This window comes from Mesorhizobium sp. WSM4849 (assembly GCF_055811385.1).
Genome location: NZ_JBVVPW010000013.1, coordinates 71,573 through 96,052, shown reverse-complemented (window position 1 = coordinate 96,052; position 24,480 = coordinate 71,573). Strand labels below are relative to the sequence as shown.

The 24,480-nt window shown below is 61.5% G+C and carries 24 protein-coding genes and 2 pseudogenes; 10 read left to right on the top strand and 16 right to left on the bottom strand.

Going from position 1 to position 24,480, the window contains the following annotated elements:
- Positions 1–9: 9 nt before the first annotated feature.
- From AC0L3L_RS16700 to AC0L3L_RS16680, 5 genes are all read right to left on the bottom strand, one after another.
- Positions 10–1,485, bottom strand: coding sequence for an amidase (locus AC0L3L_RS16700; protein ID WP_473638384.1), 1,476 nt, complete (start codon positions 1,483–1,485; stop codon positions 10–12).
- 21 nt (positions 1,486–1,506) lie between these two features.
- Entirely contained in the window at positions 1,507–2,466 is a 960-nt protein-coding gene (locus AC0L3L_RS16695; protein ID WP_473638383.1) for a cyclase family protein, read from the bottom strand.
- Positions 2,463–3,242 carry an ATP-binding cassette domain-containing protein gene (locus tag AC0L3L_RS16690; protein ID WP_473638382.1) on the bottom strand — a complete coding sequence of 260 codons (780 nt, stop codon included), beginning with the start codon at positions 3,240–3,242 and terminating at the stop codon, positions 2,463–2,465. Before AC0L3L_RS16690 ends, AC0L3L_RS16695 begins: the two co-directional genes overlap by 4 nt.
- 3 nt (positions 3,243–3,245) lie before the next feature.
- Complete coding sequence (locus tag AC0L3L_RS16685) at positions 3,246–4,301, bottom strand: ABC transporter permease (protein WP_473638380.1); 1,056 nt, start codon at positions 4,299–4,301, stop codon at positions 3,246–3,248.
- Positions 4,302–4,368: 67 nt separating this feature from the next.
- Positions 4,369–5,301 carry a sugar ABC transporter substrate-binding protein gene (locus AC0L3L_RS16680; protein ID WP_473638379.1) on the bottom strand — a complete coding sequence of 311 codons (933 nt, stop codon included), beginning with the start codon at positions 5,299–5,301 and terminating at the stop codon, positions 4,369–4,371.
- Positions 5,302–5,534: 233 nt separating this feature from the next.
- Between AC0L3L_RS16680 and AC0L3L_RS16675 the strand changes: the two are divergent.
- The 8 genes and pseudogenes from AC0L3L_RS16675 to AC0L3L_RS16640 form a co-directional block, all read left to right on the top strand.
- Positions 5,535–5,968 (top strand): annotated as a pseudogene (locus AC0L3L_RS16675) (multicopper oxidase domain-containing protein); the annotation flags it as partial.
- A gap of 26 nt (positions 5,969–5,994) precedes the next feature.
- Complete coding sequence (locus AC0L3L_RS16670; RefSeq protein ID WP_473638378.1) at positions 5,995–6,432, top strand: YqaA family protein; 438 nt, start codon at positions 5,995–5,997, stop codon at positions 6,430–6,432.
- A gap of 67 nt (positions 6,433–6,499) precedes the next feature.
- A complete protein-coding gene (locus AC0L3L_RS16665; RefSeq protein WP_473638377.1) occupies positions 6,500–7,033 on the top strand; it encodes a hypothetical protein in 534 nt (177 codons plus the stop codon).
- Between the two features lie 313 nt (positions 7,034–7,346).
- Positions 7,347–8,804: a TolC family protein gene (locus AC0L3L_RS16660; protein ID WP_473638376.1), complete on the top strand. Its 1,458-nt coding sequence runs from the start codon at positions 7,347–7,349 to the stop codon at positions 8,802–8,804.
- Between the two features lie 16 nt (positions 8,805–8,820).
- Positions 8,821–10,182: a multicopper oxidase family protein gene (locus AC0L3L_RS16655; RefSeq protein ID WP_473638375.1), complete on the top strand. Its 1,362-nt coding sequence runs from the start codon at positions 8,821–8,823 to the stop codon at positions 10,180–10,182.
- A 40-nt stretch (positions 10,183–10,222) separates the two neighbouring features.
- Entirely contained in the window at positions 10,223–10,711 is a 489-nt protein-coding gene (locus AC0L3L_RS16650; RefSeq protein WP_473638374.1) for a cupredoxin domain-containing protein, read from the top strand.
- Positions 10,712–10,738: 27 nt separating this feature from the next.
- Entirely contained in the window at positions 10,739–11,023 is a 285-nt protein-coding gene (locus AC0L3L_RS16645; RefSeq protein ID WP_473638373.1) for a copper-binding protein, read from the top strand.
- Between the two features lie 74 nt (positions 11,024–11,097).
- Entirely contained in the window at positions 11,098–12,498 is a 1,401-nt protein-coding gene (locus AC0L3L_RS16640; RefSeq protein ID WP_473638372.1) for an adenylate/guanylate cyclase domain-containing protein, read from the top strand.
- 53 nt (positions 12,499–12,551) lie between these two features.
- On the opposite strand, the gene AC0L3L_RS16635 is transcribed toward AC0L3L_RS16640, so the two are convergent.
- The 3 genes from AC0L3L_RS16635 to AC0L3L_RS16625 form a co-directional block, all read right to left on the bottom strand.
- Positions 12,552–12,920, bottom strand: a complete 369-nt coding sequence (locus AC0L3L_RS16635; RefSeq protein WP_473638371.1) for a hypothetical protein — start codon at positions 12,918–12,920, stop codon at positions 12,552–12,554.
- A 165-nt stretch (positions 12,921–13,085) separates the two neighbouring features.
- Positions 13,086–13,616: a hypothetical protein gene (locus tag AC0L3L_RS16630; protein ID WP_473638370.1), complete on the bottom strand. Its 531-nt coding sequence runs from the start codon at positions 13,614–13,616 to the stop codon at positions 13,086–13,088.
- A complete protein-coding gene (locus AC0L3L_RS16625; RefSeq protein ID WP_473638369.1) occupies positions 13,613–13,792 on the bottom strand; it encodes a hypothetical protein in 180 nt (59 codons plus the stop codon). The genes AC0L3L_RS16630 and AC0L3L_RS16625 overlap by 4 nt, the downstream gene beginning before the upstream one ends.
- 123 nt (positions 13,793–13,915) lie before the next feature.
- Between AC0L3L_RS16625 and AC0L3L_RS16620 the strand changes: the two genes are divergently transcribed.
- Entirely contained in the window at positions 13,916–14,497 is a 582-nt protein-coding gene (locus AC0L3L_RS16620) for a TetR/AcrR family transcriptional regulator (protein WP_473638368.1), read from the top strand.
- Positions 14,498–14,575: 78 nt separating this feature from the next.
- Here the strand turns inward: AC0L3L_RS16620 and AC0L3L_RS16615 are convergent, their stop codons facing one another.
- Genes AC0L3L_RS16615 through AC0L3L_RS16595 form a run of 5 tightly spaced genes read right to left on the bottom strand, consistent with a single transcriptional unit; the run spans position 14,576 to position 19,919 of the window.
- Complete coding sequence (locus AC0L3L_RS16615) at positions 14,576–15,319, bottom strand: amino acid ABC transporter ATP-binding protein (RefSeq protein ID WP_473638481.1); 744 nt, start codon at positions 15,317–15,319, stop codon at positions 14,576–14,578.
- A 55-nt stretch (positions 15,320–15,374) separates the two neighbouring features.
- A complete protein-coding gene (locus AC0L3L_RS16610; protein ID WP_473638367.1) occupies positions 15,375–16,463 on the bottom strand; it encodes an amino acid ABC transporter permease in 1,089 nt (362 codons plus the stop codon).
- Between the two features lie 2 nt (positions 16,464–16,465).
- Positions 16,466–17,581 (bottom strand): amino acid ABC transporter permease, encoded by a 1,116-nt coding sequence (locus AC0L3L_RS16605; protein WP_473638366.1) that lies wholly within the window; start codon positions 17,579–17,581, stop codon positions 16,466–16,468.
- A gap of 59 nt (positions 17,582–17,640) precedes the next feature.
- Entirely contained in the window at positions 17,641–18,675 is a 1,035-nt protein-coding gene (locus AC0L3L_RS16600; RefSeq protein WP_473638365.1) for a transporter substrate-binding domain-containing protein, read from the bottom strand.
- A gap of 29 nt (positions 18,676–18,704) precedes the next feature.
- Positions 18,705–19,919, bottom strand: a complete 1,215-nt coding sequence (locus AC0L3L_RS16595) for a trans-sulfuration enzyme family protein (protein WP_473638364.1) — start codon at positions 19,917–19,919, stop codon at positions 18,705–18,707.
- Positions 19,920–19,998: 79 nt separating this feature from the next.
- Here AC0L3L_RS16595 and AC0L3L_RS16590 point away from each other — a divergent pair, with 79 nt between their 5' ends.
- Positions 19,999–20,895 carry a LysR family transcriptional regulator gene (locus AC0L3L_RS16590; RefSeq protein WP_473638363.1) on the top strand — a complete coding sequence of 299 codons (897 nt, stop codon included), beginning with the start codon at positions 19,999–20,001 and terminating at the stop codon, positions 20,893–20,895.
- Between the two features lie 969 nt (positions 20,896–21,864).
- Here the strand turns inward: AC0L3L_RS16590 and AC0L3L_RS16585 are convergent.
- The 3 genes and pseudogenes from AC0L3L_RS16585 to AC0L3L_RS16575 form a co-directional block, all read right to left on the bottom strand.
- Positions 21,865–22,794 carry a tetratricopeptide repeat protein gene (locus AC0L3L_RS16585; protein WP_473638362.1) on the bottom strand — a complete coding sequence of 310 codons (930 nt, stop codon included), beginning with the start codon at positions 22,792–22,794 and terminating at the stop codon, positions 21,865–21,867.
- Between the two features lie 381 nt (positions 22,795–23,175).
- A pseudogene (locus tag AC0L3L_RS16580) lies at positions 23,176–23,309 on the bottom strand (AhpC/TSA family protein); the annotation flags it as partial.
- A gap of 63 nt (positions 23,310–23,372) precedes the next feature.
- Positions 23,373–24,392 carry an alcohol dehydrogenase gene (locus tag AC0L3L_RS16575; protein WP_473638361.1) on the bottom strand — a complete coding sequence of 340 codons (1,020 nt, stop codon included), beginning with the start codon at positions 24,390–24,392 and terminating at the stop codon, positions 23,373–23,375.
- Positions 24,393–24,480 lie beyond the last annotated feature (88 nt).

Here is a 24,480-nt window from a genome sequence, read left to right as displayed (position 1 = left end):
TACACCCAACTATCCAGCGAGCCCCGGATAGCTTTGGAACCAGGGCTGCATACGTTCGAACTGAGCCGCCATCGCCAGAACGGTTTCGTCGGCGTGGCGCCGCCCGATAATTTGCAGGCCGACCGGCAGGCCCTGCGACGTCAGGCCGGCCGGAACCGAGATCGCCGGATGGCCGGTATAGTTGATCGGATAGGTCATGCACCACCCGATCAGCGGATCGACCGCTTCGCCATTGATCGATGTCGGCCCGATCGTGTTGCCGTCGGGGGCATTCTTGACGGGCGGAACCGCCAGCGTCGGCGAGACGATCAGGTCATGGGTTTCGAATACATCCTCGAGGCCGTCATGGATGCCGGTGCGCAACAGATCGTCGAGCGCATGGTCGACGGCGAACACCTTGTAGGCGCCCTCCAGCATGGCGAGGAACTGCGGGGTGAGCACCTTGGCGTGCTCGCCCATCAGGTCGATGCCCCCCTGTTTCCAGTACACGGCGATGGCAGCATAGTGGATCGATATCGTGCGCACCCAAAGCGCCGCCAGTTCCTTGTGATCGGCCCTGAAATCGAGCTCGACCTCGTCAACCTGAATGCCATGTCCGCGCATGACATCGATCGCACGGGCAACGACGGTGGCGACCTCAGCGTCCACCGGGAAATTGCCTAGTCGCGGGCTGTAGGCGACGCGCAGTTTCGGCGTCCGCCCGGCAACGGCGCCGACATAGTCGACGCCGTCATCCGGCAGGCAGAACGGGTCGCGGTTGTGTGGCCCGGCCATGATTTTGGTCATCAGCGCGGCGTCCGCAACGGTGCGGGTCAGCGGTCCGATATGGACCAGAGGATGTCCCCATAAGAAGGCGTCGGGGCGAGTCACCGAAGGAACGCGGCCGAAAGAGGGCTTGAACCCGACGGTGCCGCTGAACGAGGCGGGGATGCGGACCGAACCGCCGCCGTCCGTGCCTTGCGCCAGGGCCGCCATGCCGTCGGCGACCGCTGCCGCGCTGCCGCCGGACGAGCCGCCGGAATTGTAGCCGATCGCGAAGGGCGTGCTGGTCGGCCCGAAGCGCGCATTGTCCGTGATGCCCTTATGGCCGAACTCCGGCGTGTTGGTCTTGCCGAGCACGATGGCGCCTGCGTCGAGCAGGCGCTCGACCGCCACAGCACTTGTTTTGGGCACCCGGTCGTGCACCGCCAACGACCCCATCGATGTGGGCACGCCGGCCATATCGTCGAGGTCTTTGATGCCGACGGGGACGCCATGCAGCGGTCCAAGCGGACCGCCTTCCGTCACGGCCTTTTCGGCGGCCCGCGCAGCTTCCATCGCCTGGTCGCCGAGAACCAGCGTATAGGCGTTGACCACCGGGTTGCGCGCCTCGATGCGGCGCAGATAGGCCTCGGTCACTTCAACCGGCGACAGGTCGCGGCGCCGGATGCGCTGGGCCAGTTCCGTGGCCGGCAGGAAACAGATCTGGTCGTCTGCAGAAGTCATAAGCCATTCCACCTTTGGGTGCTATTTGATGAACACTGGATTTGCCGCGCCGCCGGTGCCTTTGCTCACTTTGACCGGACTAGCGCAGTAGAAGCCTTCGTAGCGGCGGTCCGAGGCACAGTCGGCGGCCAGCAGGTCGAGCGATGCCATTTCGGTGAACACCACGCCCAGATTGCGCATCAGCGCGGCGTGCAGCACCAGCATCAGTCCGGTCTCGGGCTCGTAGGTTGTCTCGTTGGCCAGCGTGTCGGTAACCAGGCAGGGGATCTGCATCTCGTCGAACCAGCGCACGAGGTCGAGGCTGAAGGTCAGTCCGGGTTCCCAATATCCATCGCCGACGGCTTGGCTTCCCGCCGCCAGTGCGCCGACCCAGCCGGTGCGAACGAGAAGGATGCTGCGCGGTAGGATATCGACCCCTTGGGCCCGGGCGCATTCCATGAGGTCGCGATGCGTGAATGTTTCAGCGCGCTCCAGGGCCGGTTTGCCGCGGAACCGGGCGATGTCGAGCAGCACGCCGCGTCCGACGATCCCACGCTCCGCGATCGGCATGATGCTGGCCTTGGTCATGCCGCCATTGGTACTGCTTGCCGCGAAGCCGTTCCAAAGCGTGTCGTCGAACCACATGTGGCCGAGCGCGTCGCAATGCGTGCCGGCCTGTGCGAAGCCGGTGACATAGTCGTCTGCGAATTCGAGGCCGCCGGCAAGCGGCTGCCAATGGCCGTTCTCGAAGCCGGCCTTGTCGGCGACCATGAAGTGCTTCGCCGGCCAGCGGCCGGGAAAGACGGCATCGCCCTCGGAGGTCGCGACCGGCACGCCGAGGGTGAAGGTGCGGCCATCCCGCACCGATGCCAGGCCGCGCTTGACCTCGTCGGCGGTCAGATAGTTGAGCGCTCCGGTCTCGTCGTCGGCACCCCAATGGCCCCAGCGGCTCGGCGCATCGGCGAGCAGCCGGCGCAGCGTCATCGTTTCAGTCGCGCTCATGCGTCCGCCTGGGCGGTCGCCGGCTGCCTGGCGCCGGTGATATAAGCGACGACCTCCTCCATGTTGGTGCCGGAACTTGCGAGATCCGCGACCTTGCGCCCCCTGCGCATCACCACCACGCGGTTGCACACCTGCCAGAGATGATCGAGATTGTGGGTGACCATGATGATCGTCAGCCCCTGGGCGCCGAGTCGTTTGATGAGGTCGAGCACCTCACGGGATTCGCGCACGCCGAGCGCCGCGGTGGGCTCGTCAAGCAGCAGCAGCTTGTGGCCCCAAAAGGCACCGCGCGCGATCGCCACCAACTGGCGCTGGCCGCCGGACATGCGATCCACCGGTTTGCTGCGCACCCCGGGGATATCGATGTGCAGTTCCTCGAGGCCGCGCATCGCGATGTCGCCCATCGATTTGCGGCGGATCCAGCGCAGCAGCACCGGGCCGCGGCCAAGCGCAATCTCGCGGCCGAGAAAGAAGTTTTCGGCGGCAGTGAACGTGCCGATCAGCGACAGGTCCTGATAGACCGTCTCGATGCCGAGGCGTTGCGCTTCGGACGGCGGCGACAACTTTTGCGGCCGCCCTTCGAGGATCACCTCGCCGGAAGTCGGGTCATGCGCGCCGGCCAGGATTTTGATCAGCGTCGACTTGCCGGCACCATTGTCGCCAACGAGGCCGAGTATGTCGCCCCTGGCGATGTCGAGCGAAACGTCGTCGAGTGCCTGGATGCCGCCGAAGCTGCGGCAGATCCGGCGCAGGCTGAGCAGCATCTTCTGCGCCATGGCCTATGCCCTCGCATAGCGGCGGCCAATACCGCCGAGCGCTACGGCGACGACGAGAAGGCAGCCGGTGAACAGGAACTGCGTGAAGATCGGCGCGCCGATCATGGCCAGCCCATTGTTGCCGACGGCGACCGTCAGCACGCCGATCAAGGTGCCGAGGATATGAAACTGACCCTCTCGCAGCGCCGCCGAACCGAGGAACGCGGCCGAGAACGAGGTCAGCATGAAGCTGTCACCCGCCGTCACCTGGCCGGAGCCGAGATTGGAGGCCATGAGCACGCCACCGATAGCAGCACACGTGCTGGCGATGGCGAAGGCAACGATGCGGCTGCGATCGACGGCGACGCCGGCGCGGCGTGCTGATTCCGGGCTGACGCCGATGGCCTTGATGTGTTGGCCCTGCACTGTGCGGTTGAGGATCACCCACAGCAGCGCAAGCACGACGGCCATGATGATGACGAGGTGCGGGACCCCGGCGATGCGGCCGATCGCGATATCGGTGAATTCGCGCGATTGAGTGAGCTGTAGCGGAATTCCGCCCGAATAGGCGTAGTTCAGCCCGACGACGATGGTGCCCGTGCCAAGCGTGGCAATGAAAGCGTTCACGCCGATCTTCGAAACGACAATGCCGTTAACAATGCCGATGACCGTTCCGAGGCCGACGACAAGGAAGATGGCGGGTAGGATCGGCAAGCCGCTGCTGCTCAACAGCCCGATCACGAGCAGCCCGCAGAAACTCGCGACATAGCCGATACTGAGGTCGAAATCACCGGCGACGAGTGGCACGGTGAGGCCGGCCGCGACAATGGTGCCGATCGCCATGTCGTTTACGATATTGCGAAAATTGCCGATGGTTGCGAAGGTCCCCGGCTCCAGCACCGAGAAGATCCCCAGCATCGACGCCAGCACAATGATGGTGCCGTAGGTCCCGAGCAGGCGCATGAGCAACGCGCGCCGCTGTCGGGCATTGGGCGAGGTATAGCCGGTCTGCGTTGACGGCAGGACGCGGGGCGCCTCTGCCGGAGCGTGGGTTTCGGGCAGGGATTGATCAGCGGACATGGCGGCTCTCATGACAGCACTCCGGCCCGGCCAGGCAAATCCGGCCCAGACCCACAATCAGGAGAGCTTACTGCGGATTGTCCTTGATGAACTCGTCGACGTTCTCTTTGGTGACGAGCGTATAGCCTGGCACGAAGGATTTGGGCTTCCACTGGTCGCCGGCTGCCAGGATGTCGGGAATTTGATCGACTAGCATTTTGCCGGCCGAAGTCAGATCGACACCGAGCGTGGCAGTCATCGTCCCGTCCTTGACGGCCTGGACAGCGGGTGCCGTGGCGTTGAACGAATAGACCTTCACGTCGCTGCGGCCGTTCTGCTTCAGCGCCGCGATCGCGCCCATAGCGTTGTCGTCATAGCAGTTGAAGATGGCGAACGGCCCCTTGGCGTTGGCATTGGCTGCAAGCCAGGCGTTGGTCGCGGCCTGCGAGGACTCGGCAGCACCCGGGATGCTGATCTCGTGCGAGGTCGCCTTGAGCCCCGGATTTGCCTTGACCGCCGCATCGAAGGCGTCGGCTCGTTCGCGGCACGGAATGCCGGGATGGTAGGTGAGGTCGAGTACAGTTCCGGACTTGCCGATGTCCTTCAGCATCAAGTCGATCAGCGGTTGCGCAGCACCGGTACTTGCAGAAAGCGCGATCCCGTCGGCCATGCCGCCGCCGGCCGAAAGCACGGGGATCTTTGCGTCCGCCGCCGCCTGGAGCCCGGCCGCCAGGCCGGTCGAATCGAAGACCGTGACGATGATAGCGTCCACCTTCTTGGTTGCCAGCTGCTTGATGCTGGTGATCGCTTGCGAAGGATCGCCATTGGCATTGAGCGTTTCCACCGACCAGCCTTTGGACTTGGCTTCCTGGCTCATCGTGTCGACCATCTGGTTTGTGTCGACGTCGGAAGTCGAGAAGGTGACGATGCCGATCGTCAGCTTGTCATTCGCGGCGAGGGCGGCCGACGTGAAGGATGCTGCGACGAGTGCTGCGGTCGAGAGTTTCTGAAAGCGGTTCACTGTGCGTATCCCCTGTTGGCGGAGTGTTCCGGCTCACCTCCAGACCGTGCAGTAGCCCAGCGAGGGCGCCATCTACAGGTCGTCACAGTCAGGTCTGTTTGTTCGTGCGAGCCACGTACTAACTATAGGCACAAGCTCTTATGCCGCGCAACGGCTAATTTCAACCGGCTTTGGTGACTCGAGGTTCAATCGCCGTGGGGCTTTTGGGGCAAGCGCGCAGCTAGGCCGCCTTCTATGTTATTCAGCTTCAGGAATGGCTGATGCGGGAGGACCTGACTTTCCCGTCGATGCCGATGGACGGCGGACAGCCGAATTATTTCACCATCAACGGCCGCGCCTATCCGTCAACGGACACGATCAGGATGAAGGTCGGCGAAACTCTGAAAGTGCGCTTCATCGGCACCAACAATGGGTTTATCCACCCGATGCACATCCACGGCGGTCCATTCGAAGTTGTCGCCCGCGATGGCGAGACTATCCCGCAGTCGGCGCGTTTCCTTGCCGACACGGTCAACGTCGGACCAGGCAACGCTACGATGTCGTCTGGCAGGCACGTCGGCCCGGAAAATGGCTGATCCATTGCCATATCGGGCATCATACGACCAACAACAATGTCGAAGAGAAGGGCGGTGGCGGACTGATGGTCGTAATCGATGTGCAACCCTGAAGCCCGCTTCGCAAGGCGAAACATAGATGGATGTGTTTGCCGTATACGGCGCCCTGTTTCTTGCTGCCTTCGCCGCAGCCACCATCCTTCCGGCGCAGTCGGAGGCCGCCCTTGCAGGGCTCCTCGCCACACATTCCTTCTCGCCCGCAATGCTGGTTGTTGTCGCCAGCCTGGGCAACGTCCTGGGCTCGGCGGTGAACTGGGGGCTTGGTCGAGGGATCGAGCGCTTCCAGGACAAGCCCTGGTTTCCGCTGCGTCCCGCGACGCTCAACCGCGCCACGAACTGGTATCGCCGTTATGGTAGATGGTCGCTCTTCTTAAGCTGGATGCCGTTCATCGGCGATCCGCTAACCGTGGTCGCTGGGGTTTTGCGCGAGCCGCTATGGAGCTTTGTCGCAATCGTCGCCGTCGCGAAGGTTTCGCGTTATCTGGTCGTCGCCGGGGCGGTGCTGAGCCTGACGTAAAACCGAAATCGCGGACATCGCAGCGCTGCTTTTTGCACGGGCCATAAACAGGCCATACAAAAAATGTATGAAAAATGTGGTGGCACATGGCGGCTTCGAGCAATACCGTTCTAGCAACGACCTTCACTTTTGGTTGCACTGCAGCAAACTGGTCGAAGGCGGCCTTGACAAATCAGCCGAACAATTGTCGGAAGGGTTGATGAGGACTCTTGGTCGATTCACGATCCTAGGAAACATACCGCTCCGAGCACTGCTGGCGGTTGTGTTCCTGGTCATGTCGGCTCTTCAGCCTGGTCTGTTCGCCACAGCCAATGCCACGGGCTTTCACGCCGGGGCGGATCTCCAGGCCGAGACACCCGCACACGATATGGGCCATCAAGGCGCCACGGCGGACGACGCGGACACGTCGGAGCATCATCACGGCGACAAGCAATCCTCTGACAAGAGCTGTGAAGTCCATTGCGCGCCGGCAAATGCGGTGCCGATCGACTGCCCTGACTTGGAGCATGTTGTCTCCCGCTGCTTTGCGCCCGTCGTTGCCGTCACTTTGCCGCTTGGCGAATACACAGCGCTCATAAGGCCTCCCAAACATCTGAACTGACGCGCCCTTTCGGGGCGTTCGCGCGCAGCGTCGGGAATCCGTTCCCGCGCGGCCAAACGCATACGTCAAGCTTCAGGTCTACAATGAAAATCGCAAGTCTAGCGATGCTAGCATCGCTGTTTGTTTCCGGATGTGCGGCAACCACGCCGCCGGACATACTTCCGGCCTTCAATCCGGCCGATCCGTTGATGGGCATCCGCGATGCGCACTACCACCCCGTCATCGCCGACTATCGCCACCGGGAGCCGGTGGATCCGCAGAATTGGCGGCGCCTCAATCAAGAACGCTCTCCCGCGAACCCGGGAGCCGGATCATGAAGCGCCGGCCCCTGACCATAGCTGCGGTGGTAACCATTCCGCTGATCGCTGCCGGATGCACGACTAGCGCAGCCCTTGATGGCATCTCAGCCCCGATGGCCGGCTTCACGACAGTCGCAGCGCGTGCCGAATCCGTGACCGGCAAGAAAACCGTATGGGTGCAATCCAGCGAGGAAGCGCGGACGGTTTCAGAGCGCGTGAAGCGCCTCGTCCAGAAGAAGACGATCGGCCCGGACACCGCGGTGCAGGTCGCCTTGCTCAACAACAAGGGCCTCCAGGCCGCCTATGCGGAGATCGGCCTGTCGGCGGCCGACATGTGGCAGGAAACGATGCTCGTCAATCCGACGATCTCGGTCGGCATGATCGGCGTCGATCCGGTGCGGACGATTGAAGGCGCGGTGATCAGCAACATCCTTGCGCTGGCGACCCACAAGCGGCGTGTCGCGGTCGCGGATGCGCGCTTCCGTCAGGCCCAGCTCCGCGCCGCCGAGGAAACGCTACGGCTCGCCGCCGATACGCGGCGGGCCTGGATCAACGCTGTGTCGGCCTGGGAGAGCGTTTCCTATTTGAATCAGGCGCAGGCTGCCGCCGACGCTGCTTCCGAACTCGCTCAAAAGCTTGGCGAGACGGGCGCCTTCACAAAGACCGGCCAAGCCCGCGAACACGTCTTCTATGCCGAGATCACCGGTCAGGCGGCGGAGGCGCGGCTCGCCGCGCGAACTGCCAAGGAAGAGCTCACCCGGCTGATGGGTCTATGGGGACCGGACGTCGATTACTCAGTCCCCAACATGCTGCCAGCGCTGCCGAAGGGTGCCAAGGCCAAACGCACTATCGAGATGGAGGCACTAAGAAATCGCGTCGATCTTGAGATCGCGAAGCTTGAGCTGGAAGCGCTGGCGAAATCCTACGGTCTGACCGAGGCGACGCGCTACATCACCGACCTGGAACTTCTTACCGGTGTGGAAGTGGAACGCGAAGAGTCGGAAGAAGGCGGAACCGAGACGAGCACGTCACCCATCCTCGAGCTCGAGTTTGTCATCCCGATCTTCGATACGGGCAAGGCGCGCAGGCGCAAGGCTGAACTCGCCTACATGCAGGCTGCCAACCTCTTCGCCGAGAAAGCGGTGAACATCCGCTCCGAAGCGCGGTCGGCCTATGACGGTTACCGGTCGACCTATGACATCGCCCGGCATTACCGGAACAATGTCGTGCCACTTCGGAAAAAGATCGAGGAAGAAGCCGTCCTCACCTACAACGGCATGATCACCAACACGTTCGAGCTCCTCGCCGACACCCGCGCGAAAATCAGCGCGATCATGCTTTCCCTCAACGCCAAGCGCAACTTCTGGCTGGCGGACGTCAATCTCGGCACCGCTGTCTACGGCGGAGGCGCGTCGAGCGTCGGCGGCGGCGCCGCCCCCGAAGCGACTGAAGCCGGCGCCGAAGCCCATTGAACTCAAGGAGAAGAAGATGCTTTCAAGACGTCAGTTGTTAGGCGCGGGAGCTCTGCTTGCCGGAGCCACTGCATGGACCAAAACCTCGGCGATGGGCTTGCCGGACGCGGCCGTCATGGAGTCCCCGGACATGCAGCCGCCGATCTTTCCGACGAGCGGGCCGGACTACCAGCCGGTGGTGACGCTCAACGGCTGGACCCTTCCGCATCGCATCAACAACGGCGTGAAAGAATTCCATCTCGTCGCCGAGCCCGTCGAACGGGAGCTGGCGCCCGGCTCGACTGCGTATCTGTGGGGCTACAACGGTCAATCCCCCGGTCCGACGATCGAGGCGGTCGAGGGCGACCGGGTCCGCATCTTCGTGACGAACAAGCTTCCCGAACACACCACCATCCACTGGCACGGCATGATCCTGCCAAACGGCATGGATGGCGTGACCGGACTGACGCAGCCGGGAATTCCGTCCGGCAAGACCTTCGTCTACGAGTTCGACCTCGTGAAGAGCGGAACCTTCATGTACCACCCCCACGCCGACGAAATGGTCCAGATGGCCATGGGCATGATGGGGTTCTTCGTCATCCATCCGAAAGACCCGAAATTCATGCGCGTAGACCGCGATTTCGTGTTCCTGCTGAACGCTTTCGACATTGAACCGGGGTCGTACGTCCCGCGCATCATGGAGATGACGGACTTCAATCTCTGGGGCTGGAACAGCCGCATCTTTCCGGGGATCAGCCATCTTCCGGTGGCGAAAAACGACCGGGTCAGGGTCCGCGTCGGCAACCTGACCATGACCAACCATCCGATCCACATGCATGGCTACGACTTCGAGGTGACCTGCACCGATGGCGGCTGGGTGCGGCCGGAGGCGCGGTGGCCGGAGGTGTCGATCGACATCCCCGTCGGCGCCATGCGGGCGTACGAGTTCGACGCCAAATACGAAGGCGACTGGGCGATCCACTGCCATAAGTCGCACCATACGATGAACGCCATGGGCCACGACGTGCCTACCTTCATCGGCGTCGACAATTCGAAGGTCACCGGCAAGATCCGCCGGGTCCAGCCCGAATATATGGCGATGGGTGACCGCGGCATGGCCGACATGGGGGAAATGGAGATGCCGCTTCCTGACAACACCATCCCGATGATGACGGGATGGGGACAGTTCGGCGCGATCGAGATGGGCGGCATGTTCTCGGTCGTGAAGGTCCGCGAGGGCCTGTCCGCGAACGATTACGCCGATCCCGGCTGGTACCAGCACCCGGAAGGAACCGTTGCTTACGAGTGGACTGGTGATGTTCCCGCCCCCGCAAAATCAGGCGGCGCAAAAACGATGGCTCCGCAAACAGAGCACGGCGGCCACGGAAAACAGGGATGAGAAACCAAACCCGCAACCTCAACAAAAGAGAGAATGCAGCATGAAACGTATATTAGCAGCGGCCGTTTTGATGGCGGTCAGTTCCGGAGCAGCTCTTGCCGGTGGAACACACGCCGGAGGCCATGGAGACGACGCCGGCACGATGGCGATCGGCAAGCCTGGAAAGGCCGGCAAGGCAAAGCGGACCGTCAACATCACGATGTCGGAGAACGACGACGGGAAGATGATGTTCCAACCGGCTGTGCTCAAGGTGAAGCAGGGCGAGACCGTTCGCCTGATGTTCGTCAACAAGGGCGAAGTCGACCACGAATTCGTCATGGACGTCCATGAGGGGATCATGGAGCACAAGGCGCTGATGGAAAAGTTCCCCGAAATGGAGCACGCCGATCCGAACTCGATCCGGCTGGCGCCCGGCGCCAGAGGTGAAATCATCTGGACCTTCGCCAATGCCGGCGAATTCGGTTTCGCCTGCCTGATCCCGGGTCACTACGATTCGGGCATGAAGGGCGATATCAGCGTCGCCCACTGACCTCCAAAAAACGCAAAGGAAGCAGTCATGAAACTATTGGCAAAAGCACTCTCGACCCTCGCGCTCGCACTCGCCATCGGCGGGAGCGCGCTCGCACAGGAATACGTGAAAGGCGAAGTCGTCAAAGTCGACGCCAAGCAGAAGAAGCTGACGATCAAGCATGAGCCGCTGACCAATCTCGACATGCCCGCGATGACGATGGTGTTCGTCGTCGCGGAGGACGGCATGATCGAGAAGGTCAAAGCGGGTCAAGCAATCGAGTTTGCAGCCGACCGCGTCAACGGGCGCATCACTGTGATAGCGATCAAGTAAATGCACGCCATCCGCCGCGGGCTGTGAGCAACGGCCCGCGGCTTGCTTGCCAGCATTCCACAGACTGCTCGAGAATGAACGTGCTGCCTTACATTCACACCGCCAACGTCAGGCAGCTGTTCATTAATTTGAACGAGATCGCCAGAAAGCTTCGCCGCGACCTGCGTATTCGCTTCATATCGCTTCGAATGGTGGCTGTATTTGCAGCAGTCGCAATCACCCTTATCGGTAGCGCTGGCCGCGACTCGATAATCTACGCAGCCATAGCGGCAATCTACCTAATCGTCGTCATGTTCTTGACGGGAATGTTTCTGGCTTCCCGCTTGACGCGGCCGCTCACCTGCTTCGCGGTGCTGGATGCGATCTTCGTAGCTTGTGTGTTGTACGAGCACATACTCGGTACCCCGATCACCAACGATCATGGCTTGACCACTGCAGGCCTGGTTATCCCGTTTATCCTTCTGAGCCATATCGGGATGAACCTGAGCGGTCGCCTAATCATCATCTTCTCGGCGATAGTCCTGACGGCCTGGGTGACAATGCTTGGCTTGATGGCTTTCCGCCACGAGATTGGCGAGCCTGGGACGTTCCTCGACGCGTTCTTCGACCTTGATCTCGGTCTGGCGTTGAGCTTCGGGTTTGCCGCGATCTCGACCTGCCTTCTGGCGGTGGATCACAGCCGAACCCGCAGAAGGGCGCTGAAGATAGATCGGTGGCGGCATAATCTTACGCGGTTTTTCTCTCCTCTCATGGTCGCGCACCTGCAGGAGGCGGGTAACGCACTTGATTTGAAGCGGCGTCCCGCCGCGATCATGTTTGTCGACCTGCGAGACTTTACCAGCTACGCCGAGACGGCCCCCGCTTCGCAACTGGCCGGTGTGCTCGCGGAATATCGGCGATTGGTCGCAGGTACGATATTTGCGTTTGGCGGAACGGTCGACAAGTTCATCGGCGATGGTGTCATGGCGGTGTTTGGCCAGCCGACCGCCGCAGAGGATGACGCCGAGCGAGCTCTGGACTGCGCGATGGAATTGATTGCGCTCTTGAACGAATGGAAGCCGCTTAGCGATTCTGATGGGTCAGTCTTTCAGGTCGGCATAGGCCTTCACTACGGGACCATCATCGGCGGGGTGCTCGAGAGCGGTTACCACGACGAATTCACTGTCATCGGCGACGCTGTCAACGTCGCGCAGCGACTGGAATCGCTGACCAAGGATCTCGGCGCTTCGCTGGTCGTCTCTTCGGCGCTGTTGACCCAGACGCAAAAAGGCACCCTGGAAGAGCCCTGGATGTGGAAGAACGGGGTTGCACTGAGCGGCCGCCGACTCCCGATAGACATCGTCTTTCTTCCTCGTGAAAGGCATCTTGCCGCGATCGATGCAGGCGCCGTGCGGACATCCGGAAATCGGCAATGGCGTGGCGAGAAACCTTCGGGCGCGGCAGCATCCATCCGGCAACCCGACGCACCAGGTTGACGGTGGGGCTGAACGGAACCGCGCCGCTGGCAGGCACTGACGCATCGCAGGTTTCACGACGAAGGTACAGCGCAGAACGCTGTCCAGAGATCTTGCTTCCAATCCCTGCGTTGCGGGTCGCGCAGGGCAGCACCTACCGGGTACTTGCGCGTGCCAATGCTGACATAGGCCGGTGCCGCGCACCGTATCCGTGCATGGTGGCTTCCGCGATCCAGATATTTGATCGCACCTTTCGCGTCGGTCTCGACCAGACCGATAGCCACCTCAAAGTCATACTCTTTCTCATGAAAGACAGTATCGTTCACGACGCTAAGCTGGACCGACGTCGCATCAGGAAAATGAGCAGTGTAGAAGATCAGTTGCTCCGCCGCCGTCAAGGACGTAGCCACCAACACGCCGGCAACAAATGCAATGGCGCGCATTTCGTCCTCCCGAGGACTGAGGAGAAGACTATCATCTCTTGCATCGATATTCGAATCGATTTTCTGTTCCGGTAGCGAGCTGACGCAGTGAGGATGTTCCGCTTGAGCATCCGACGACCTTTTCGGTCGAACGCGGCGCCGGCCTGATTGGCGGAGCAGCTGCGTCTATGGCTGCGGTGCTGCCGTGGACCTCTCGTGCGGCTTGCGCCACCCGTACCTGGTCATGCCGCGTGGCTTGTAGAGCGACAGCGCCACAGGCACGAGCAACACGAGCAGGCCACCGGCTGCATGTGTCCGGATTGAGCGCCTCAGCCCGAGGAGATCGGTACTGGACATTGTGGTCTCTGCCGCAACGCCTGCCACGTAGCTGATCCCGTCCATCTGAAGCAGCAGGACGATGGTGACAAGGACGTTCAGCAGAAGTTTAGCCAGGACCCAATAGTGCCGGAACAGGCCCCATGTGGTGCCGAGCGACTGGACAAGCCCGGTGACCAATGAGGCGATGACCAACGGGAGGATGACGTACCAGGCGGTCAACTCCATCGCGAGATAGGCTGCGCGCACCATCTGCGAATCCTTGGCTGCCAGGCCGGCGACGGCGAGAGCCAGGAAGCCTGCGACTGCGCCGAGCGTGCCGACAGAGGACGTGACATGCGCGGTGAGGGCTAACTTGCGAACGCCGGGTGCCATGATCATCGTTGTTGCACGCCGGTCTCTGTAACGCCGGAGGACGGCACGTGCCGGCCGGGACCGTGGGGCCCGCCGATACCGGTGAAAACCACAGCGACAACCAGCAGGACCAGAATGATCGCGACGATCCCCGACACTTTCACCCAGCGCGGTGCGCCGGGGTAGGGGGGCAGGTCGGCCATGTCCGTTCCTCTATCGTCTGTATCGACATTTAATGGCGCTCGATTTTATCGAGACGCAATGTCTATATCAAGTCACGATGTCTCTTATCTCGACAAAGTTGCCACGTCAGGTATGTTGGGGTGATGCCGAAGCTATGGAACGAAACCATCGATGCGCACCGTCGGGCGGTGCGCGATGCGACCCTGGATGCCGCCGCGGCGCTGGTGGCCAAGCATGGACTGCTGTCGGTGACGATGTCACAGATCGCCGAGGAGACGGGAATCGGTCGTGCGACACTGTACAAGTACTTCCCGGACGTTGAAGCGATCCTCGTCGCCTGGCATGAACGTCAGGTCGCCGGCCACCTCGAACATCTGATTGCCATCCGGGATGAGGCTGGCACCGCTGGCGAGAAGCTCAAAGCTGTGCTCGAGGCCTACGCGTTCATTTCTCACGAGCACCACAGCACCGAACTCGCGGCGCGCCTGCATCGAGGCGAGCACGTCGCCCAGGCACAGCAGCAGCTCAGCGATTTGATCCGGGACCTGCTCGCTGAGGGTGCAAAGACCGGCGGCTTCCGGGATGATGTCGCGCCCGGCGAGCTTGCAATCTTTTGCCTCCACGCTCTCGCAGCGGCCAGCAGCCTGCCATCCAAAGCAGCGGTCCGCCGGCTCGTTGCGGTCACTCTGGCCGGGTTGCGGCCTTTATGCGCCAGCCACAGGTGAACGTGGGGTCGTCATCACATTGCCTCACGCCACGCGCTCCATGCTGACCATACGCACGAGGAATTGCGTAGGAGTTAACTAATGCAGGATCTGGGCCAGAAATAGCTTGCTGCGCTCGTGGTGCGGGCTCAAGAAGAACTCGGCCGGTGTGTTGATCTCGACGATTTCACCCTGGTCCGTGAAGACGACACGGTCGGCCACCTGTCGGGCGAAGCCCATCTCGTGGCTAACACACAACATGGTCATGCCCTCTTCGGCCAGCGAAACCATGGTGTCGAGCACTTCCTTGACCATTTCAGGGTCGAGCGCCGAGGTGGGCTCGTCGAACAGCATGATCTTCGGGCTCATGCAAAGCGAGCGCGCGATGGCCACCCGCTGCTGCTGGCCGCCTGAAAGCTGCCCGGGATATTTGTTCGCCTGATCCGGGATGTTCACGCGATCGAGATAGTGCATGGCGACCTGCTCGGCTTCCTTGCGGCGCATATTGCGCACCCAGATCGGCGCCAGCGTCAGGTTTTCCAAAATGGTCAGGTGCGGGAACAGATTGAAGTGCTGGAACACCATGCCGACATCGCGGCGGATTTCATCGATCTTGTTCAGGTCGCCGGTCAGTTCAATACCGTCCACGACGATGCGGCCCTGCTGGTGCTCTTCCAGTCTGTTGATGCAGCGGATCATGGTCGATTTGCCTGAACCAGACGGTCCGCAGATCACCAGTTTTTCACCGCGCTGGATGGTGAGATTTATATTTTTCAAGACGTGGAAGGCCCCGTACCACTTGTTCACCCCGACCATCTCGACGGCGGTGGGATCGTTTGTCATGGGCAGGGATGGAACGTGCCGGATGGCAGATACGGAAGTCGACATTGCAGCATTCCTAGTGAGCGGCCGGGCCCCGCCGCTCCAGGAAATCGGCGAAGCGGGCGAAGGAGAAGGACAGCGCAAAGAAGATCGCGCCAAGGAAGAGAAAGGTCTCGGCGGCCGGCGACGGCCATTCGGGGTCGGCCAGTGCAGCCTTGCCTGAACTGATCAGGTCGAACAGCCCGATGACCAGGACGAGGCTCGTATTCTTGATCATAACGATGATGGTGTTGGCGAGCGCAGGGATCACCACCCGGATGGCTTGCGGCAGGATGACGAGACGTTGTGTGCGCCAAAACGGCAGGCCGAGCGACGCTGCTGCCTCATACTGCCCGTTCGGGATGGCCTGGAGGCCGCCGCGGATCACTTCGGCGAGATAGGCAGCCGCGAAAATGGTGAGCGCGACAAGCGCGCGCACGAATTTGTCTGGCAGCAGCGCCTCGGGCAAGAACAGCGGCATCATGATCGACGCGACGAACAGGATGGACAGCAATGGCAGTCCACGCACGGATTCGATCAGCACCACCGCGCCGACCCGGACGGACGGCAGCGTCGAGCGCCTTGCCAGCGCGAGCAGGATGCCGACCGGAAAGGCGATGCCGATGGCGACGACGGTCAAGATCAGTGTCACCGGCAGGCCGCCCCAGGATGAAGTCGGCACTTCGGCCAGTCCGAAGCCTCCGCCCATCAGCCAGAAGATCAAAGCGAACGCGGCCACCCAGAGCGCCAGCAGTCGTGACGTCCAGCTCGCCGGACGCACCGACCAGCCGAGCAGCGCCAGAATGAGCAGGCAAACAATGGCTGGGCGCCAGCGTTCGTCGAACGGATAGATGCCGAACAGAAGTTGGCCGGATTTGGCATAAATGAAACTCCAGCAGGCGCCAGTGGCTGCTCGGCAGGCATTCGGGTCGGGGTCGAAGAGCACCGCATCGATCACCAGCCAGCGCAGCATGGGCGGCACGGTGACGAAGAGCAGCGCGCCAAACAGCAGCGTGAGCGCGGCGTTGAGCGGTGTGCCGAACAACAGCTTGGCGAGGCGCCGCAGGCCGGCGAACCGGAAATGGTCCGGCGTTGCCTCGGAGGACATGGGAAGAGACATGGCCATGGTCACCGCTCCACGATGGCGATGCGGCGGTTGTACCAGTTGGCCGCGCTCGACAGGGTAAGATTGAGGGCGAGATAGGCGCCGAGGATGATGAAGACGCCTTCGATCGAATGGCTGGACTTGCTGATGATGGTGTTCATCACCGCGAGGAAGTCCGGGTAGCCGACGGCGATCGCCAGCGTCGAATTCTTGACGACATTGATGTACTGGCTGTTGAGCGGCGGGACGATCACCCGCAGCATCTGCGGGATGACGACCAGCCGCAGGATCTTGCCACGCGACAGGCCGAGCGAATGGCCGGCGTCCCACTGGCCGCGGCCGACCGACAGAACACCGCCGCGTACGATCTCGGCCACGAAACCGGTGGTGTAGATCGTGAGGCCGATGAGGATGGTGCTGAGCTCGGGCGTCAGTTCACCGCCGCCCCGGAAGTTCGAACCCGTGAAGACCGGGAAGTCGACGGCGAAGCGAATATCGGCGAGCCACAGTCCCACGACGCCGGCAGCCAGGATCGCCGGCACAACCAAGGGCGGCAAGCGACCACTCCGGGCGAGACCGTAGCTGAGCGCGGCGAGCGTCAGGGCGAACAGGATGATCAGTGCGCCTGTCATGCCGATGTCGATGCTGATGGCAGGCACGACAAAGCCGCGCATGGATGCGTAGACACCGGGCAGCGGATTCAGTGCTTCGCCGACCGGCGGCAGCACCTTCCACCACAACGAATAGAGGAAAATCAAAAGGACGATCGGCGGTGAGTTGCGGGCTATTTCAACCCAGACCCGGCAGGTACCCGCTGCCAAGGGATTGCTGCTCAGCCGGGTGATGCCAACGACGAGGCCAAGGACGGAGGAGAAGATGATGACAAGAGCGGAAATGAAGACCGTGTTGGCCAGCCCGACAACGATCGCCCAATAGTAGGGATCGCGCGATTTATAGGTGAGGATGGCCTCGGAAATGATGATCCTGGACGGCATCGCGAGGAAATCGAAGCCAATCGGGATACCGCGCGCCCTTAGATTGGCGAAGGTGGTGGAGACTAGCAGCGCAGCGAAAGCGATGACGGCCGTCACCAACACGCCTTGAATGATGATCGATCTGGTCTTGGCTTCGCTTAGCATACCGGCCTCGGTTCATCAGTTGAAGAGATGGGCGCGCGCTCGGCGCGCCCGACCAAGGCTCAATCCCATGGGAAGGGATAGTTGAGACCGCCGTCTTTCCACAGCGCGTTCATGCCGCGTTCGACCTTGAGCGGGCTGTTCTTGCCCAGGTTTCGGTCCCAGATTTCGGCATAGTTGCCCATCTGCTTAATCACGTTGTAAGCCCATTTGTCGTCCAGCCCGAGCGGTGCGCCAAAGCCGGGCTCTTCGCCAAGCACCCGTTTGATCTCCGAATTGCCCGCAGCGAGATTTTCATCGATGTTCTGAGCGGTGATGCCGTTGGCTTCAGCCCAGAACAAGGCGTTCATCGTCCAGCGCACCACGTCGAAGAGCTGGTCGTCGCCGCGCGCGACAGCGACACCGTTGGGTTCGGCGGCGTGGCCGACCTTGAGGATGTCGTAATCGTCCGGATTTTTGGCCACCGAGGCACGCTGGCCGGCCGCGGCGGTGCCGTCGGTTACGTAGGAGTCGCAACGGCCGCCGAAGAACGCGTCACGCGCCTGAATGGTCGAGTCATAGTAGACCTTCTTCATGGAAATCCCGAATTCCTCCTCGGTTTCCTCAATGGCCTTTTCGGTCAGGGAGCCGCCGCCCTGCAGGCAGACGGTCTTGCCGTCGAGCAGTTTCGGCTCAGTGATGTTGTCGGCCTTGCGCACCAGCATACCGTCCGTGTCGTAGAGGTTGATCCAGACGAAACGGACAACCGTGTCCCGTGTAAACGTGATGGTGGATGTGCGCGACAGAATGTCGATCTCGCCCGTCTGCAGTGCCGGGAAACGTTGGCCGGCATTGAGGGGCACATAGCGGATCTTATCCTTGTCGCCGAGGATAGCGACCGCGAACGCGCGGCAGATGTCGGAATCGAAGCCGCGATAATAGCCTTTCTCGTCCGGGCGCGAGAGACCTGGCACGCCTTGGCTGGCGCCGCAGCTCACATAACCGCGCTCCTTGATCTTGTTGACGACGGCCTGCGCCGACACCTCGCCGACGCCGGCGGCCAGACCCACTAGTCCGATCGCGATACCGGTGATCCATTTCAAACTTCTGGTTTTCATCGTTATTCCCCTTGTTGTTGAGTTTGGTGTCATTCGGCGGCCTTGGCATCGGCCAAGGCAGCTCCGTTCTGCCGGGCTTCGGCAAAAAGGTCGAAGGCCTGCGAAAGATCGGCCAGCAGGTCGTCCAGTGCCTCGAGGCCGATCGATAGGCGCCAAACTGGACCAGGCTTCAGCCAATCGGGGCTAGTCCGGTCTCTTCGCGGATCGCTGACCGCGATCAACGAATGCACACCACCCCAGCTCGCGCCGAGCCTGAACAGGCGCATGCGACCGAGAACTTTGGATTGGAGCGAGGCCAGTTCCGGCCGCAGCACGAAAGAAAACACACCCGCCGAACCGGCGAAGTCACGTTTCCAGACGGCGTGGCCGGGATGGTCCGGTAGGCTCGGGTGCAGGAGTTGGGCGATTTCGGTCCGCCCCGACAGCCACTCCATGATGCTGCGGGCCGTGGCGTCGGCGTGTCGCATGCGCACCGGCATGGTCATCAAGCCGCGCTCGCATAGCGCGCAGTCCTCTGGCGAAACACCGTAGCCGAGAAATCGCGCCGTATCCTTGAGGCGCCGGAACAGAGCCTCATCACGCACGGCGAGCGAACCCATTAGCAGATCGCCATGGCCGCCGGCATGTTTGGAAAGCGCCTGCATAGAGATGTCGACGTTGTGGTCGAGCGGCTTGAACAGCAGGTGCGAGGCCCAGGTATTGTCCGCCGCCACCAATGCGCCTGCGTTGTGAGCTACTGCCACGATGGCCGGCACGTCCTGCACCTCCAAGGTGGACGAGCCCGGCGATTCCACCCACACCAGCTGTGTCTTGTCGTCAAGCAGCGCAGCTATTCCAGCGTCGAGCCGGGGATCATAGGAAACGGCGTGGATGCCGAGCGGCCCCAGAAAACGGGCCATCATGTCGCGCGCCGGACCGTAAAGTGTTTCAGGCATCAGCGCCCGGTCGCCGCCGCGGCAGGTGGCCATGGTCGCCAACACGATGGCGGCCATGCCTGACGGGACGACAAGCGCGCGCGTCGCGTGCTCCAGCATGGCGATATGATCTTCCAACTGACGGCTGGTCGGCGTGCCGTAGAGCCCGTAGCTGAAGCCGTCATACAGACGCTCGACGCGACGTTCGAAGGATTCCAGATTGTCGAAGACGACGGTCGACGCACGCTCGACAGGCATCGCCAGCGACTGGAACGGCTCTTGCGAACGCTTGGGAGGATGGACATGGCAGGTGTCGTCGCGCTGGGTCATAGGCAAACCATAGCCATCTCGCCCATTGCTATCTATGACCGCAACGATAAAGTTCATCCGTTTTTGATATGGCTTATCCATGAACCTGCACGACGTCGATGTCTTCAACGCAATCATGATCACGCGCGGCGCTGGCGCTGCCGCAACGCTGCTCGACACCTCGCAGCCAGCGATCAGCCGCTCGCTCGCGAAGTTGGAGGCCGAACTCGGCTTCAAGTTGTTCGACCGCATCCGCGGCAGGCTGGTACCCACGCGCGAAGGCGAACTTTTCCATGCAGAAGTGAAGGCTAATCTGGTCGGTCTCGACCGGCTGAAGCTGCGCGCGGCCCAGATCAAAGAAGTGGGTACGGGGACGATCCGTGTCGCCAGCCTGTCGGCACTGGGGCACGGGCTGGTGCCGCGCGCCATCGTGGCCTTTTCGCGCAAGCATCCGCAGGTGCGCATCAGTTATCAGGTGCGCACCTCCAATGTGGTGCGCGATCTCGTGGCGTCAGGCAGTTTCGACATCGGGCTCGCCGCTGACGAGGTGGACACGAGCGGTGTGCTCCACAGCGTCTTCAACACGCCGCGCGCGGTTTGCGTGATGCCGAAGAACCATCGGCTGGCGGAGAAAGCGGTGATCACGCCAACCGATCTCGCTGACGAGGCGTTCCTGGCATTGTCACCGGAGGACACGGTGCGGGTTGCGATGGACAAGGTCTTCGCCGCGCATGGCGTGCGCCCGCGCATCCTGATCGAGACCCCCTACGGCCTAACGATCGCTATTCTTGCTGCAAAAGGCATGGGAATCGGCCTGGTTAATCCGTCCGTTATCGCCGATCGCATGATCGCTGGCATTATCGCAATACCATTCGAGCCGGCGGTCCATTTCCGAGCGCTGATCCTGCGACCGCCAGACGGCATCAACTCGGCTCTGATTACCGATTTCACGGCAGAACTCTATGCCGCGCGCAATTTGCTGTCGCCCAAAGAGTAGGCAAGGAAGCACGGTCCATAGGCGCGGCAGCGCCAATACCTGTCCAGCATGAGATAAATCGAGTTCCTCGAGACCGTTAAAGTTGGCGGCCGGCCTGCGCGTGCGCGACAGGGGCGACTTCCGCGCGGCCTGCAAACTCCGATCGCCGAAGTAGCCAATCACGTACGCGTCGGCTGCGCTCCCATCCAATATCTGATCCACCAAGCCTAGGACGCTTAGAGCTTTCGTCGTAGTGCCCTTCTATCGACGGCCCTTTGCAGCATTCCAGACAGGATCGACATCACCGCTCAGGGAGCGGACCGAGAGTAGACTTTGTCGTCCGCCTCCTGACCTGTGAGAGGCTGTTTCGATCAATTCTTCCGGGTCTCGAACTGAAGGTTCCGGGACCCGGTCGTATCTCCTCCAACTCGTGGTTGGTGGCCTTGCAAGCCGGCATGAGTGTTCGAATGGCGCGGATCGCCTGCGCGATCGAGAGATTGCCTACACGGATCACCAGGCGCGGGTGCACGTTTCGCCGGCATGGAGCAACTTCTCATCGAAATGGCCGCTTTGGCAGATCCAGGCTTTTGGGTCGCGGTGGCGGTTGTTCTGGTTCTTTATGCTATCGGCGTCGCACTGCTTGTCTGAACAGTTAACGGTTGATTTGGGTCGTCTCCCGGCAGCTCCCCTGAACGTGGCGCGGGCTACTGCATGGGTTTGCGTTTAATCGTCTGCGAGAGGGACGAGCCGTAGGGCGCTGCTGTTCTGCTTGTGACCCGAAGCAGAGTCTCACACGCGACGGCGGCATGGCTGCTTTGCGCCCGATGTCGGCCGTTGAGGCAAGCATTGCCACTTCCCGTAAGCAGACGTTGCCGGCGACCACCCTGGACATCGTAGTCGCGTCATTTCCGGGCCTTCGCGGACGGCAAATGCGAACGTCGCATCCCCAACCCGATGCAGACCTTCCGCCTAAGAAATCGAAGGCAAGCCCTAGCGGGGCGGAAGGTTGGCGCGGTTCGTGAGGGCTGCAGCAAAGCCCGGTTTGAGTTGGATCGCCCGGTCATAGTCGGCTTTGGCCTTTGCTTTTTCGCCCTTGGCTTGATAGGCAACCCCGCGGTCATTGAATGCTTCAGCAAAGTGCGGCTTCAGCTCGATGGCCCTGTCGAAATCGGCTATGGCCTTGTTCAGCTCACCCTTGGCTAGATAAGCATTGCCACGCCAATAGTAGATGTCAAAGGGCTCGGGAAACTGTGGCTTCAACGCGATGCCCTTGTCGAAATCCGCTATGGCCTTACTCAGGTAACCCCTGAGCAGAAAGGCCGAGCCGCGATTGATGAATGCTCCAGCATAGTCGGGCTTCAACGCGATGGCCTTGTCGTAGTCTGCAACGGCCTTGTTCAGGTCACCCCTGTCTAGATACGTGTTGGCACGGCAGTAGAAGGCTTGGGCGAACTGCGGCTTCAACTCGATGGCCTTGTTGCAGTCGGCCATCGCCTTGTCTGGTTCACCCATTTCTCGATAGGCAGAGCCCCGAACATAGAAGGCTTCAACAAAGTCCGGCTTCAACGCGATGGCCTTGTCGAGGTTAGCGAGTGCGCGGTTGAAATCTCTTTTTCGTAGATAGACATCTCCACGGTTATAGAAGGCTTCGGCAGAGTGCGGCTTCAGCTCGATTGCCTTGTCGTAGTCAGCAATGGCCTTATCTAGGTCACCCTTGTCTAGATAAGCATTGCCGCGGTAGAGAAAGGCTGGGGCGACCCGGTCTGCATTCGCGCCGGTCATCGCAACAATTCTGGTGCAAGCCTGGATCACCAAGTCCGCATCGTTGCGGCTACCGCAGTCACTCCAGTCATCAGCTTGTGCTGGAGACACCGCGCCGAGCGCCAATAGGGTCAATGCCGTGATTAGCCGTCGGGCCATCGGTATGCCCTCCGACGCGCACATGACTGGCTCGTTTGCACTGGCTGTTTGCGCGCCTTGGCAGCTAACATATCACGAAGCTTCAAGGCACGCGACAAGTCGCCCATGAGTCAGGGAACGGCGTGCCCGTGCCTTGCGGCATCCAGGCATGCGGCATGCCCTTACCGACAGAGACTCGCGGCGTGTTGATCGGAAAGCCCAAGCCAAGCTGAGGACATTAATGTCCCGCTTTCCTATTCAATAACAGGCTATCCTCGTGGACATGCGAAATGACTGCCTTGGGTCAGTTCACGTCGATGCACGCAGCCCGACTGAAGGTCCGCTTCTGACATTCCGAGCCTCTAAGCCGCAAGTCCGCCAACGGCCCTAAGCTGCCGGGCAGCAATAGCCGCCCCTGCCGAGGACGAGGACCGTTGGATCCGGTCCCTGAAGTTCAGAAAGCTTTCGCCGCTTGGCGGTGTGGTTGGAGAGCTCGTAGTCGGGAAGCTAGAGCCTGAGACAATATCGGACCGCATACTTGACCCCCAGGTTAGAGAGGACGGCGCTGGAAGTCACGCCGCGGCCGAGTCCCGGCCGTGCTAAAGTCCGGTCGTGATCACCATCCGGAACCGCGCCGCGCCGCTCATCATCCGCTCATACGCTTCAGCTGCCCGCTCGAGTGGCATGGTTTCGATCATCGGCCGAATGTTGGCGAGGGCGCTAAAGGCCAAGGTATCCTCAGAATCAATCGAGGTTCCGGAGGGCCAGCCATGGATCCCTCGACGGCCACCGATCAACAGTAAAGGCGAGACTTCGATCGGATCGGGTGAAGCGCCAACGACGATCATCTTGCCATCAACAGCCAGTCCACCAAGCACGGCGCTCATCGCCTGCGAATTGGTGACCGTGGACAGGATCAAACGAGCTCCACCCAGCTTGTTCAGTTCCCCGGCAACATCGTGGGTCGTGCTGTCGAGATAGAGATGCGCGCCAAGCTCACGCGCCAGCGGCCCCTTGTCGGCACCACGCGCGATCGCGATCGTGCGACAACCCATCTTGGCCGCGAACTGAACAGCGAGATGGCCCAGTCCGCCGATGCCAAGCACTGCGACTGTATCGCCGGCACGGATTCCGCTGTTGCGCAATGCGTTGTAGGTCGTGATGCCGGCGCAGAGCAGCGGCGCGGCCTCGGCTGCCTCTAGCTCGTCTGGGATGGCAGCCAGGGCCTCGAACGGCGCTACCATGTATTCGGCGTAGCCGCCGTCATAGCTGATACCGGGGATCTGTCCATTCACGCAGGTGATGAAATCGCCGCGGCGGCAGGAGGGGCAATGGCCGCAATGACCGCCGTGCCAGCCCACGCCGACCCGCTGTCCCGGCTTCCAATCCGGCACACGTTCACCGACCTTGTCGATCACCCCCACAACCTCGTGGCCGGGTACGCGGGGATAGGCAATGCCTGGGAAAGCCCCCACTTTTGTGAACACATCGCTATGACACACCCCGCATGCCTGGACCTTGATCAGGACCTGTCCCGCAGCTGGCTCGGGGATGTCACGTTCGACCAACTCGAATGGTCCGTTTGCGTTCTTCACCTGAACACAATGCATGCCGGGCATGGCAGCCTCCTCCTCGGGGCTGCGCGTAACCTATCGCAGCCTAGCCCCAGTCCGCAGAACGCTACTCTTGTCCTCACTTCGTACATGT